This is a genomic window from Ruegeria sp. BB7, from assembly GCF_056539365.1.
The window spans coordinates 45,257-58,608 of record NZ_JBQFUV010000012.1 but is presented as its reverse complement, the minus strand read 5'-3'; the positions used below and the strand labels follow the sequence as shown (position 1 = coordinate 58,608).

Below are 13,352 nucleotides of genomic sequence, written 5' to 3'. Positions count from 1 at the left end.
CCTTGTCACCTTAAATCAGAGCTAAAAACTTGCTAAAGCTGGACAGTTCGAAAATTATCCTTACAAAATCAGGACTACTTTTGACCGCCCAGACCGGAGTATCGCACTTGTCCCTATTCCTCATCGCGGCCCTTCCCTTCCTCGGAGCTGTTTTCCCAGCCCTATTGATCCGGGCAGGACGAAACGCTGCAGCCTCGGCTGCCGGACTGACCACATTCCTGGCACTTATGGGATTATTGATTCACATCCCTTCAGTCATGCGCGGAGACGTGATCATGGCGCGGTTTGAATGGATACCCGCACTGGGACTGAACGCTAACTTCATGCTGGACGGTCTTGGTTTCCTGTTCGCGCTCTTGATCCTTGGGATCGGGTTGCTGATCATCCTCTACGCGCGGTTTTACCTGTCACGCGAAGATCCGATGGGACAGTTCTATACCTATCTGCTGCTGTTTCAGGGGGCGATGGTCGGGATTGTTCTGTCTGACAACATCCTTCTTTTGCTTATATTCTGGGAGCTTACGTCGCTTAGTTCATTTTTGCTGATCGGCTATTGGAAGCACCTACCCGAAGGCCGTCAGGGTGCGCGTATGGCACTGGCCGTTACCGGTGGCGGTGGGTTGGCAATGATCGCCGGGATGCTGATTCTGGGTAACATCGTAGGTTCCTATGACCTGAGCGTCATTCTCCAGAACAAAGAGCTGATCCAAGCTTCGCCCTACTACATGCCCGCGTTGATCCTGATCCTGCTGGGCTGTTTCGCCAAGTCGGCGCAGTTCCCGTTCCACTTCTGGCTGCCGCACGCGATGGCCGCGCCAACCCCAGTGTCGGCCTATCTGCATTCGGCCACGATGGTTAAGGCCGGGCTGTTCCTGATGGCGCGGATGTGGCCGGTTTTGGCAGGGACGGATGCGTGGTTCTATATCGTCGCGACCACTGGCCTGGTGACCATGTTGATTGGGGCATGCATTGCCCTGTTCAAAGATGACCTGAAGGCGCTGCTGGCGTTTTCGACCGTGTCGCATCTGGGTCTGGTGACGATGCTGCTGGGTTTTGGCACCAAGATTGCCGCCGTCGCTGCGGTGTTCCACATCATCAACCACGCGACCTTCAAGGCGGCATTGTTCATGACCGCCGGGATCGTCGATCACGAGGCCGGAACGCGCGATATCAAACGGCTGGGCGGATTGCGTCAGCTGATGCCGATCACCTTTACCATTGGCACCATAGCCGCGCTGTCTATGGCCGGCCTACCGCCTCTGAACGGCTTTCTGTCAAAGGAAATGATGCTGGAGGAAACGGTTCACACCACATGGCTGCATTCACATTATCTGGTGCCGGGTCTGGCCCTGTTGGCCGCGGTGTTCTCAGCAGCCTATTCGTTCCGCTTTGTCAGTCACGTCTTCCTTGGCCCAGAGCGCAACGATTATCCGCACCACCCGCATGATCCCCCCGTTGGGCTATGGCTGGCCCCGGCTTTCCTTGTGGTGCTGGTCGTGCTGATCGGCCTGTATTCGGCAGCAATTGTCGGACCTCTGGTCGCAGTCGTTTCCAGCGCGGTGATTGGCGGAGAGAAGCTGCCCTACTACTCGCTGAAACTGTGGCATGGTTTCACGCCTGCGCTGTATATGTCGATCGTGGCTACGCTGGGCGGCCTGTTTCTACTGGCACTGCATCGCCGCGGTGAACACGTATGGAACGCCCTGCCGCGCCCCGAGGCGAAGACTATCTTCGAGGCCATAATCGGCGCGCTGACCACACTCAGCCGGTGGGTCACTGATACACTGCATAACGGCGTGATCAGCCGCTATGCTATCATTCTGGTCGCCTTCACAATTGGGCTTGGCTACTACGCGTACACGACCGGATCGATGGGCCCGGTAACCCGCGAACCTTTGCCGATACAGATCATCCCATTTATCGGCTGGATCTGTCTGGTTGGCGCAACGCTGGCGATCATGTGGTTCCACCGCAATCGCCTGCTGTCGCTGGTGCTGATCGGCGTGGTCGGATTGATCGTGTCGATGGCGTTTAACTACCTCTCGGCCCCGGATCTGGCGCTTACACAGATCTCGGTCGAGGTGGTGACAATGATCCTGCTGTTGCTGTCGTTAAATTTCCTGCCCACCGATACGCCGTGGGACAGTAGCGCGGCGCGACGTTGGCGTGATGCGGCAATCTCGGTCGTGGCGGGCCTTGGCAGCGGCGGTTTGATCTACGCGCTGATGCTGCGGGATTTTGCGTTCCCAACGATATCGGAATTCCACCTTGCGAACTCGTATAAAGGCGGCGGCGGCACCAATGTGGTCAATGTGATCCTGGTCGATTTCCGGGGCTTTGATACCTTTGGCGAGATCATCGTTCTGGGCATCGCCGCATTGATCATCTTTGCCCTGACCGAGTCCGTTCTGAACTCGAACGTCCGTGCCTATCTGCTGAACCGCAAGCCGCACTGGCCGCAATCGGGGGACTCTCATCCGTTGATGATGGTGGTCGCGACCCGCGTGATGATGCCTATCGCCCTGATGGTCGGTGCCTACATCTTTTTCCGGGGTCACAACCAGCCGGGCGGCGGCTTCATCGCTGGTCTGATTGTGGCGATTGCGTTCCTGATGCAATACATGGCCAGCGGCTACACCTGGGCCATCGAGCGGCAGCGGTTCTACTATCACGGCACAATCGGCTGGGGCGTTCTGATCGCGGCCGCCACAGGGCTGGGCGCATGGTTTAACGAACGCCCGTTCCTGACCAGTGATTTCGGCTATTTGCACTGGCCGCCACTGGAAGAGTTCGAATGGGCCACCGCCATTCTGTTCGACACCGGAGTGTTCCTTGCAGTTTTGGGCGCGGTCATGCTGGCGCTTGACAGCTTGTCGCGGTTCGCGTGGCAACCCGGCATGGCACAGGAGTTCCCGATGGATATCAATCCACTGCGGGACGGGTCGAAAGAAGAAGAAAAGAAGGAGCAGGCCTGATGGAAGCGCTCGTCGCCTCAGCCGTAGGCATCATGACCGCCGCCGGGATTTTCCTGATCCTGCGCCGCCGCACTTTCCCGGTCATTCTGGGTCTGTCGTTGATCACCTATGCGGTGAACGTATTTCTGTTTGCTACTGGTCGACTGGCGCTTGATGCGCCCGCCGTCCTGAACAAATACGAAGAGGTCCCCTATACCGATCCCCTACCGCAGGCGCTGGTGCTGACGGCCATCGTGATCTCGTTCGGGATGACCGCAGTAATCGTGATGATCTCACTCTCGGCCTATCTGTCCTCGAAAGATGACCATATCGATATGAAAGCCCATGACAGCGTGGACGCGCAGGGAGAAGACGCATGAACCACTGGATCGTTGCGCCGATCGTTCTGCCCGCGATCCTGGCCCCGTTTATCATCATGGTTCTTCGGTATCATCTGGACCTGCAGCGCATCTTCTCGGTTGCTGGTGTGGTGGGTTTGTTGGGCATTGCCCTGACCATCACGGCGCAGGCGGCGGGTGGCGACATTCAGGTCTATGAGCTGGGCGACTGGCCCGCACCGTTCGGCATCGTGATGGTGTTGGACCGCCTGTCTGCCATGATGGTCCTTCTTACGGCCATATTGGCCTTGCCCATTGTACTTTATGCAATTGCGTCCGGTTGGGACGACCGAGGTAAGCATTTCCATGCGCTGTTTCACTTTCAGCTCATGGGGGTATGTGGCGCCTTCCTGACCGGCGACGCCTTCAACCTGTTTGTGTTCTTCGAAGTTCTACTGATCGCGTCTTACGGCCTGATGACGCATGGCGGCGGCTCTGTGCGCTTGAAAGCTGGGGTTCAATATGTCGCCTATAACTTGATTGGCTCGACACTTTTCCTGTTTGCACTGGGTACACTCTATGCAGTGACTGGTACGCTGAACATGGCAGACATGGCAGTGCGCGTGGCGGAACTGCCTGCCGATGATACGGCCTTGCTGCGTGTCGGTGCGGTTCTGTTGCTTTTGGTATTCTGCATCAAGGCCGCCGTTCTGCCGCTGCATTTCTGGCTGCCGGCTAGTTACGCGAACGCCCCCCTGCCCGTGGCCGCTTTGTTTGCGATCATGACCAAGGTCGGAGCCTATTCGATCCTACGGATGTATACGCTTGGCTTTGGCCCCGAGGTGGAGGCCACGCAGGGCCTTGTCGGTGCCTGGTTGCAACCTGCCGCGCTGGTTACGCTGGCGGTTGGCGCAATCGGCATCCTTGGTTCACAACATATTGCTCGTATGGTCGCGTTCTGCGCCATCGCGTCCATGGGCACTCTACTGATTGCGATTTCGTTGTTCACTGAAACCGCCACCGCAGCAGCGCTCTACTACATCTATCACTCGACACTTGCGACCGCGCTGCTCTTCCTGGTGGCCGATCTGGTGATGGAGCGTCGGGGCGGCAAAATTGCCCCCACCCCGCCGATGCCGCAAAGCGGGCTGGTCTCAGCCCTGTTCTTTGTCGGAGCAATCGCCTTGGCCGGTATGCCGCCACTATCAGGCTTTATTGGCAAGCTGTTGGTATTGGATGCGGCGCGCGATGCACCGGATGTCTTTGTGGTCTGGGCTGTGATTTTGATAGGGTCTTTTGTTACAATCGTCGGTCTGGCGCGCGCCGGCACTTTGATCTTTTGGAAAAGCCACGCAGCTGAGTACAACCCAGCACCAGAAGATGAAGACGAAGAAACCCCTACCTTGGCCGCGCCCGAGCCAAATCCCGGCCTCGCATTCACGGCAATCTTTGGCGCCGTGCTGGGCCTTGTCATGCTGACCCTGTTCGCAGGCCCTGCGCTCAACTACGCTGGTAAAACGGCCGAACAGCTGTTCACACCTGAAGACTACATCTCGGCCGTTCTGGGAGGAGAAGAATGATGAGACTTCTGCACCGGATTTTTCCGCACCCCCACCTGACCTTCCTTTTGACGGTAGTGTGGATATTGCTGGCGAACAAACCCTCGCTGAACTCTTTGGTCTTTGGTCTGATCCTTGGGATCATAATCCCTTTCATCACCCAGCCCTACTGGCCAGACCGCCCAAAGCTGCGCAATTGGCCCATGGTGGTTGAGTATATGCTGGTGGTCCTGCTGGATATCGTGATCGCAAACATCACGGTTGCCCGGATCATCCTGTTCAAACGCGATGCCGACCGGCAACCCAATTGGGTTTCTATCCCGTTGGAACTGCGCACACCCGAGGCGATTACGGTGCTGGCTGGCACCATCACCATGACCCCCGGCACGGTCAGCTGCGATCTGTCCGCGCAGGGGCATTGCCTTTTGGTTCACTGCCTGGATGCACCCAACGTGGATGAGGTGCGCGACCAGATCAAACAGCGTTATGAACGCCGCCTGAAGGAGATTTTCGAATGATCGAAGTAGCGATCTGGTTTGCCTTCGCCTGTTTTGGGGCGGCCATCATGCTGTGCCTCTATCGGATCATATCGGCAGAAGGGGTCGGAACCCGAGTTCTGGCGCTGGATACGATGGTGATCAACACCATCGCGCTGATGATCCTTTATGGTCTGGCACTGGGAACCGAGATATTCTTCGAGGCCGCCATGATCATCGCCATGCTCGGATTTGTTTCAACCGTGGCCTATGCGCGCTTTATGCTGCGCGGCAACATCATCGAGTGAGGGCGACATGACATTCCTCATAGAACTAGTGATCTCCTTCTTTCTGATCGTCTCGGGCATCTTCGGCTTTGTCGGCTCTTTCGGGATGATCAAGCTGAAAGATCCCATGTCCCGCCTGCACGCACCTACCAAGGCGACCACGCTAGGTGTGGGTGGCGTGTTGCTGGCGTCGATCTGCCACTCGGTCCTGTTAGAGGGCATGCTGTCGCTGCACGAATTGCTGATCACCCTGTTCCTGTTCCTGACGGCTCCGATCACGGCACTGTTCATTGCCAAATGGCATATTCACCGCCATGAGAAGCCCAGCGATCTGCCAGACGCGGGCGAGGATGAGCTTTGGGCCACCCACGCGGTCGAACAGGTCGAAGACGTACCTGCCCACACCAAGACCTGAGTTCCATGCACCACTCTCCGCTGCCCCTGACCCGCGATCTGGTTCTGATTGGTGGCGGTCATACCCATGCACTGGTACTACGGAAATGGGGCATGAACCCCCTGCCCGGCGCGCGGGTCACGGTGATTAACCCCGGCGCCACTGCACCTTACTCGGGCATGCTGCCCGGCTTTGTCGCCGGGCATTACAATCGGTCAGAACTGGACATTGATCTGGTGCGGCTGGCGCGGTTCGCCGGAGCGCGTGTTATCCTCGGCCCAGTGGAAGGCATCGACACGGGCACGCGCCGTGTTCAGGTACCGGGCCGTCCCCCGGTGTCGTTCGACGTGGCTTCGGTCAACGTCGGGATCACGTCCGACATGCCCGCTCTGCCGGGCTTTGCCGAACACGCGGTTCCGGCCAAACCACTGGGACCGTTTGCATCGCGATGGGCAGAGTATCTGGCGGGTACCAACCCTGCCTATGTCGCCGTGATCGGCGGCGGTGTTGCGGGGGTTGAACTGGTTATGGCGATGGCTCATGCCCTGCGCGCCAAGGGCCGCAGCGCGCAGGTGACGTTGGTCGACAATGCCTCGGCCCTGACCGCGACCGGAGAAAAAGCCGCTTCCACCATCCGCCGGGCGATGGCCGATCTTGGTATTGAGCTAATTGAACACGCCACTATTTCGCGCGTTGAAAGAGATCATATAGTTCTGGACGACGGACGCGAAATCCCGGCTACCTTCGTGACCGGAGCTGCCGGTGCCCGCCCCTATGCGTGGATCGGAAATACCGGGCTTGATCTGCAGGATGGCTACATCCGCGTGAACGGTTTCCTGCAATCCAGCAAACCGGCGATTTTTGCCGCCGGGGACTGTGCACATTTGACCGAGAATCCCAGGCCCAAGGCCGGGGTCTATGCTGTGCGTGAAGCGCCGGTTCTGTTCGACAACCTGCGGGCCGCGTTAGGCGCGGGGCGAATGCGGCGATATCAGCCGCAGAAAGACTATCTGAAGCTTATTTCCCTAGGTGGAAAATCCGCACTGGCCGAACGGCTAGGCACCTCATTTAGCGGGCCATTGATGTGGAAATGGAAAAACCACATCGACCAGAGCTTTATGAACAAATTCCGCGACCTGCCTGAAATGGCGCGCGCCTCTTTGCCACGCAATCACGCAGCCGGGATGCTGGCGGCATTGGGTAAGAAACCCATGTGCGGAGGCTGTGGGGCCAAGATCGGGCGCGGCGCACTACAAGCTGCGCTGGCCGATTTACCTGCGCCGGAGCGAGCCGACATCACCCCTCTGCCCGGTGACGATGCCGCCCTGCTGACCACTGGCGGCTTGCGTCAGGTGATGACATCGGACCACTTGCGCGGCTTCACCAATGACCCCGCGCTGATGACCCGGATCGCGGCTGTGCACGCATTGGGAGATATCTGGGCCATGGGGGCGACCCCGCAGGCAGCGACCGCGTCGATCATCCTGCCCCGCATGTCGCCCGAATTACAGCACCGCACGATGGCCGAAATCATGGCCATCGCGACCGAGGTCATCCGCGCGGCAGGTGCCGAGATTGTCGGCGGCCACAGCTCGATGGGTGATGAGATGACCATCGGTTTCACCCTGACCGGCCTTTGCGACCAAGACCCGATCACGTTGTCGGGCGGGCGTCCAGGGGATGCGCTGATCCTGACAAAACCGCTGGGCAGCGGTGTGCTGATGGCAGCAGAAATGGCAGGTCGGGCTAAAGGGCAATGGATCGCCGAAGCGTTCCGTCAGATGGTTCAACCTCAGAACGAAGCGTCTCGTATTCTTGCCAAAGCTCATGCGATGACAGACGTGACAGGCTTTGGTCTGGCCGGGCATCTGCTTGGAATGTGTGAGGCTTCGGACTGCGGCGCGGTGCTGGATCTTGACGCAATTCCGTTGATGATCGGCGCGCAAGAGCTGAGCGCTCAGGGCATACGTTCAACGATATTCGACGACAATCGCTCCGTCGTTCCAGAGATACCAGTTGGCAGCAAAGCTGATCTTCTGTTCGATCCGCAAACCGCCGGAGGGTTGCTGGCGGCAGTAGCTCCCGTTCATGCGCAATATCTGTGCGACGAGCTAAGACACGCGGGCTACCCTGCCGTCATCATCGGTCACCTGACCGACACTCCCCGCCTGCGCCTTCAAAGTTGATCCAGAATTTTTTGCACCCGCGCGGCCATCTCGTTCAGCCCGGCGGTATCCAGTGCCGATGCCTCGACACGTGCCACAACGTCGGCCGAACACGCGCGACGGGACTTGGCGTAGGACGGGTCGTAATGTTGTTCCATCAACACCCGCGTCAGCGTCTGTTTGTCCCCAGCCTCGATCAGAGAGAACCAACCATCAACCACCTCATGCCCCCTGTGCGCTCGTAACGGAGACAGGCGGTCGCGCAACCGCTCTGCGTCTGAAAGGATATCGTCATAGGCACCAACCAGATAGTCAGTGCGGGCTTCGATCGAGGCTGAAATCTGAATCCGTGGTGCAGCGCGCAATGCGGCCCAAAGGCTCGGTGGCAAGATAAGCGTACCGATCTTGGACGACTCTGCCTCGACCACCACCGGACGGGCAGGATCCAATCTGCACAATGCGTCGGCCAAAGCGGATTCGAATGCTTTCTGGCTGGGCTGCCCGCCCGGCATCTCGCCCAACAGCGATCCTCGATGATTGGCCAGCCCCTCGAGGTCCAACACCTGAACGCCGCGCGAATTCAGATGAGTCAGCAGGTCGGTCTTGGCCGTGCCTGTATAGCCGTCCAAGGCAACCAGCCTATGTGGCAAGGGATCGTTATAGAGGAACCGGTTCACCAGACGGCGGTAGGTGCGATATCCGCCATCCACCACCTCGGCACGCCAACCAATCTGCTGCAACATCCAGGTAAACGACCCCGACCGCTGCCCACCTCTCCAGCAATAGACCAGCGGTTTCCATCCGCCCTCATGATGCGACAGGCTGTGTTCGATGTGATTGGCCGCATTGCGAAACACAAGCGCCGCGCCCAGCTTTCGGGCAAGAAAGGGGCTTTTCTGGACGTAGATAGTGCCAATCTCAGCACGCTCGTCATTGTCCAAAACCGGCAGGTTTATGGCTCCGGGCAGATGATCCTCGGCATATTCCGCCGGGCTGCGCACATCGATCACAGTGTCGAAGTCATGTGCATAAAGGCTGGGCAGATCAGTTAAACTTAAGGCCATGCCAATGGTCTATCCTGCGGTTTAATCGTTGAAAAGACGCCTTTAGGCCGGAATAGGCACGATCAGGTCCGATCCGCTGGCCCGGTTCGAATTCACTGCAGGATCAACCCGGTGATAGTCTAACAGCCCTTCGGCACCGGGCTGCATCAAACGCGCCGCACCCTTGCCCGCTTCACCCAACCAAAGTGGCCAGTCATCTGGCTCCAATATCAGAGGCATCCGGTGGTGAATGGCGCTGAGGCGCCGGTTGGCGGACGTTGTCACGATAGCACAAGTGCCTTGTCGAGTTTCTTCTGCGCCCCAATCCTGCCAAACCCCGGCAAAGGTAATTGGGGCACCATCCTTGCGGTGGATGTACCAGGGCAAGCGAGTGCCCTGTTCACTCTTGGTCCACTCATAGAAACCGGTCGCCACGATCAGGCACCGACGCTCGCGGCAAGCTGCGCGAAAAGCGGGTTTTTCGGCCAAAGTTTCAGCCCGCGCATTGATCAGTAATGGACCTGCGGTTTCAGTCTTGTACCAATGCGGTAAAAACCCCCAGCGCAGCGGGTCCAGGGTGCGCCCGGCCTCTCTAGCCCGCACAACATGCACCTTATTGGTCGGACATACGTTGAAATTCGGAACGGACGGCAGTGTGTTCGCGGGCCGCGCAGAAAACAGCTGTGCCATCGCATCGTTGGGAAGAGTTATTGCAAACCGTCCGCACATAGGTAATGAACCATCAGTAATCGTTTCATACAGGCACAGGGTGTCACGGGGTCACATGCAAAATCAAACAGCGAAAACCCTTAAAGGCAAGGCGGTGGCGGCTTTAGAAGCTGGCAAACTGCAGCAGGCGCTGAAAAAGGCGCAGCTTGGCGTCAAGAAATTCCCTAAGGAGTCAGATTTCCACGCGATCTCGGGCTTTGTACTGACAGAGCTGAAGCAGTACAAAAAATCCATCCCCCATTTCGTTGAAGCATCCCGGATGAAGCCAGAGGATCCGCAATTTGTGGAAAACCTCGCCAATGCTTTGATGCAGACCGGACAGATTCCCAAGGCACTGGAATACACCGAACAAAAACTGGAACAGTTCCCTAACAACAAAGAACTGACCCGCGTTCTGGATGAAATCCACCTTAAGGGCTTTAACTGGCGCATGATTATTGAACATGCGAGCAAAAGGTTGGAAAGCGATCCAGACGACGTCAATCTTCTTTCCAAGCGAGCACGAGCCTATAGCAAGATCGGGTTTGTTGATGATCACTCTCGCGATATCGGCCGCGCATATGAACTAGCACCAGATAACCTGCAGATCGCTTTCCGAAAATCCGTGAACCTGCACCAGAGCGGCGACAAACAGGGATCAAAAGAGATCCTCCAACGCATTCTATCTGAAGCCCCCGAACATCCAGCAGCCCTGTTTCAAATGTCTTCGATGGTCTCTGGTGAGGACGCTCAAAATTTGCTGGGGGCGGTTAAGACAGCTATCTCCAATAATGACAATGACCAAGAGAATCTGGAATTTGCCAAGGCAGAGCTGATCAAAAAAATCGATGGTTTAGGCGCGGCCATGCCGCAATTCTCACATGCCAACGCGATTCAACATGACAGCAACCCTTATGACGCAGCCGAGGAAGAGGGAAAACTGAACCGGATCACCGGTCTTTTCCCTGTCGGAGCCGAGGTGCCAGAGGCCGAACTAACCGAATCGCCAACTCCGATCTTCGTTTTGGGTCAACCTCGTTCTGGCACTACCCTAATGGAGATGATGCTGAGCTCGGCCCCGGATATCGCTGGCTGTGGTGAATTAATGCTAGGGGCCGACCTGTCGCGACAGTTTGAAAAGGGCGACAAACGCTTCGAAGCTGCAGATGCGAGGGAATTCGCAGAACAATTTCGTAAGCTGATGCCACCGATCCCCGAAGGGTCGGTCGCCTTTGTCGATAAGATGCCGCACAACTATCAGCGTGTCGGCTTCCTGTTGGCGGCCTTCCCCAACGCGAAGGTGGTCAACATGCTGCGCGACCCGCGCGATGTCGGGCTGTCAAAGTGGATCAGACGGTTCCCTGCAGGCGGGATGCGTTATGCTTCGAACCTCAAATCCATTGCTCATTCAGCGAATATGTACCGCCGCTACATGGCCCATTGGGATGCAGTGGCCGGAGACCGAATTCTGACAGTACCGTACGAAAAACTGGTGGCTGACCCGAAAACCTACAGCCAAAAAGTTGCTACGTTCTGCGATATCCAGTGGAACGAAACCATGATGCACCCAGAAAAAAATACCAAGCAGGTCAGAACGGCCAGTATCGACCAGGTCCGCAACAAGATTTCAACCAAATCCATTGGTGGATGGCAGAGTGTCTCGGAACACCTGCAGCCCATGCTGGACGGTTTTGACCCAACACTCTGGCCCGAATACGATTTGGGTTAACCCTGAAAAAACAAAGGCCACATCACATGATGCGGCCTTTTTACTTTCTGGCCTAGCAAAATCACTTCTGCTTAATACGGCCATCCAGATATGGTTGATACGGTGCATTTTCAGACAGGTATTCCGCCGTCACATCAGCCAAATCTGGTCCGAAATCATAGGCATTTTTGTCGTCACCTTCGAACATGCTGTACCCGTCGCCGCCATTGCGGACGAAGTTGTTCGTGACAACTAGATAGGTGGCAGAGGGGTCAATCGGAACGAAACCATCGCCGTCCGCAACCATGACCTCGGACACACGCCCTTCGTTCGGTGTGACCGCCGGATTCCATGCAAAAGTCAGACCTGCAACTTGCGGAAAGCGCCCTTTAACGTCTTCAACCTGGCTGACACCGTTTTCCAGCGCGTCGATAACACCCTGACCGCTAATCTCGAAGGTTGAAAGCGTGTTCTGGAAGGGCAGCACCTTGAGCACCTCCCCCATGGTCACGTCGCCCGGATCGATCGAAGCCCGCAGCCCACCCGAGTTCGCGATGGCGATTTGAACTCCCTGATCCGCAACCCGCGCCAGCATGGCGTCGGCGACCAGATTGCCCATCTCGCATTCTTGTACACGGCAAACCGACCGGTTCCCCTCGATTGCGTCAGCCGCACTCGCCACCACCTTGTTACGGATTTCCTCTAACGGTACGGCCAGTTCCGCAATACGATCCAAGGCAGTCTGATCCTCGGTCACGGTATTGTCCATGATCAGCGGCTCGCCTACCGCTTCGACGACATTTCCCTCATCGTCAAAGGTAACGTTCAACTCCCCTAAAAACTTGCCATAAGCATAGGCTTGCACGATCTGAACACCATTGACCACGGTCGGGTATGGACCTGCAGCCTTGTCGGAAACATTCGACAGGTAAGTGTTCGAATGGCCGCCAACGATCACGTCTACACCATTGGTTTCCTGCGCCACGCGCTGGTCGACACCATAGCCTGAATGGCTAAGCACGATGATTTTGTTCACGCCCTCAGCTGCCAACCTGTCAACCTCGGCCTGCACTGCCGGAACCGGGTCAGAGAAGGTGATATTGGGACCCGGCGAGGCAAGATCATGCGTGTCCTCGGGCGTCAGGCCGATCAGGCCGATCTGTTCCCCACCAATCTCTATGACGGTCGATTTCTTGATCTTGTCGGTCAGCAGTTCTTCGTCACGGATATCAGCGTTCGACATCAGCACCGGAAAATCGACCGAGTCGATAAAGCCGCGCAGCACTTCGGGGCCGTCGTCGAATTCGTGGTTACCCACAGTCATCGCGTCATAACCCAGCTTGTTCATGAACTCGGCTGCGACCTTGCCCTTGTAGTAAGTGTAGAACAGCGAGCCTTGAAACTGATCCCCGCCATCCACAAGAATCGAATTTTCCGCCCGCTCCCTTGCCTCGTTCACTGCCGTAACCAGACGGGCCGAACCGCCGAAACATTTGCCTTCGGCCTGATCTTCCTCATCACACGCGCTGTCGTATTTGTTAATCGGCTCAAAACGCGCGTGGAAATCATTTGTGTGCAAAATGGTCAGCTTATAATCGGCGCTAGCCATACCAGCGGTTAGGCCCAGAACCGCCGCTGACACCAGAAAACGGGTCAACATCTTCATACTCCCTTTTATTTGATTGGTGTGATGGTGCGCTCGCCAACAGGAAGAGTCAAA

Annotated in this window: 11 protein-coding genes; 8 read left to right on the top strand and 3 right to left on the bottom strand. The window is 57.1% G+C overall.

The window, feature by feature from the left end; genetic code table 11:
* The first annotated feature begins 107 nt into the window (after window positions 1-107).
* The 7 genes from ACR0D7_RS15925 to selD are packed head-to-tail and all read left to right on the top strand — an operon-like array spanning window position 108 to window position 8,194.
* A complete protein-coding gene (locus ACR0D7_RS15925; RefSeq protein ID WP_480679898.1) occupies window positions 108-2,975 on the top strand; it encodes a monovalent cation/H+ antiporter subunit A in 2,868 nt (955 codons plus the stop codon).
* Window positions 2,975-3,334, top strand: coding sequence for a Na+/H+ antiporter subunit C (locus ACR0D7_RS15920; protein WP_170387385.1), 360 nt, complete (start codon window positions 2,975-2,977; stop codon window positions 3,332-3,334). Before ACR0D7_RS15925 ends, ACR0D7_RS15920 begins: the two co-directional genes overlap by 1 nt.
* On the top strand, window positions 3,331-4,872 hold the full coding sequence (locus tag ACR0D7_RS15915; protein ID WP_480679897.1) for a monovalent cation/H+ antiporter subunit D: 1,542 nt from the start codon (window positions 3,331-3,333) through the stop codon (window positions 4,870-4,872). The genes ACR0D7_RS15920 and ACR0D7_RS15915 overlap by 4 nt, the downstream gene beginning before the upstream one ends.
* Window positions 4,872-5,369 (top strand): Na+/H+ antiporter subunit E, encoded by a 498-nt coding sequence (locus ACR0D7_RS15910; protein ID WP_170573115.1) that lies wholly within the window; start codon window positions 4,872-4,874, stop codon window positions 5,367-5,369. Before ACR0D7_RS15915 ends, ACR0D7_RS15910 begins: the two co-directional genes overlap by 1 nt.
* Window positions 5,366-5,635: a K+/H+ antiporter subunit F gene (locus ACR0D7_RS15905; RefSeq protein WP_170387382.1), complete on the top strand. Its 270-nt coding sequence runs from the start codon at window positions 5,366-5,368 to the stop codon at window positions 5,633-5,635. Before ACR0D7_RS15910 ends, ACR0D7_RS15905 begins: the two co-directional genes overlap by 4 nt.
* 7 nt (window positions 5,636-5,642) lie before the next feature.
* Window positions 5,643-6,029, top strand: coding sequence for a Na+/H+ antiporter subunit G (locus tag ACR0D7_RS15900; protein ID WP_170387380.1), 387 nt, complete (start codon window positions 5,643-5,645; stop codon window positions 6,027-6,029).
* 5 nt (window positions 6,030-6,034) lie between these two features.
* Complete coding sequence (gene selD / locus ACR0D7_RS15895; RefSeq protein ID WP_480679896.1) at window positions 6,035-8,194, top strand: selenide, water dikinase SelD; 2,160 nt, start codon at window positions 6,035-6,037, stop codon at window positions 8,192-8,194.
* On the opposite strand, the gene mnmH is transcribed toward selD, so the two are convergent.
* Together mnmH and ACR0D7_RS15885 are read right to left on the bottom strand one after the other, a co-directional pair.
* Entirely contained in the window at window positions 8,185-9,237 is a 1,053-nt protein-coding gene (gene mnmH, locus ACR0D7_RS15890; RefSeq protein WP_480679895.1) for a tRNA 2-selenouridine(34) synthase MnmH, read from the bottom strand. The genes selD and mnmH overlap by 10 nt on opposite strands.
* 42 nt (window positions 9,238-9,279) lie before the next feature.
* Window positions 9,280-9,945, bottom strand: coding sequence for an SOS response-associated peptidase (locus tag ACR0D7_RS15885; RefSeq protein WP_480679894.1), 666 nt, complete (start codon window positions 9,943-9,945; stop codon window positions 9,280-9,282).
* A gap of 55 nt (window positions 9,946-10,000) precedes the next feature.
* On the opposite strand from ACR0D7_RS15885, the gene ACR0D7_RS15880 reads away from it, so the two are divergent.
* On the top strand, window positions 10,001-11,653 hold the full coding sequence (locus ACR0D7_RS15880; RefSeq protein ID WP_480679893.1) for a tetratricopeptide repeat-containing sulfotransferase family protein: 1,653 nt from the start codon (window positions 10,001-10,003) through the stop codon (window positions 11,651-11,653).
* A gap of 61 nt (window positions 11,654-11,714) precedes the next feature.
* Here the strand turns inward: ACR0D7_RS15880 and ACR0D7_RS15875 are convergent, their stop codons facing one another.
* Window positions 11,715-13,292, bottom strand: a complete 1,578-nt coding sequence (locus tag ACR0D7_RS15875; protein WP_480679892.1) for a bifunctional metallophosphatase/5'-nucleotidase — start codon at window positions 13,290-13,292, stop codon at window positions 11,715-11,717.
* Between the last annotated feature and the right edge of the window lie 60 nt (window positions 13,293-13,352).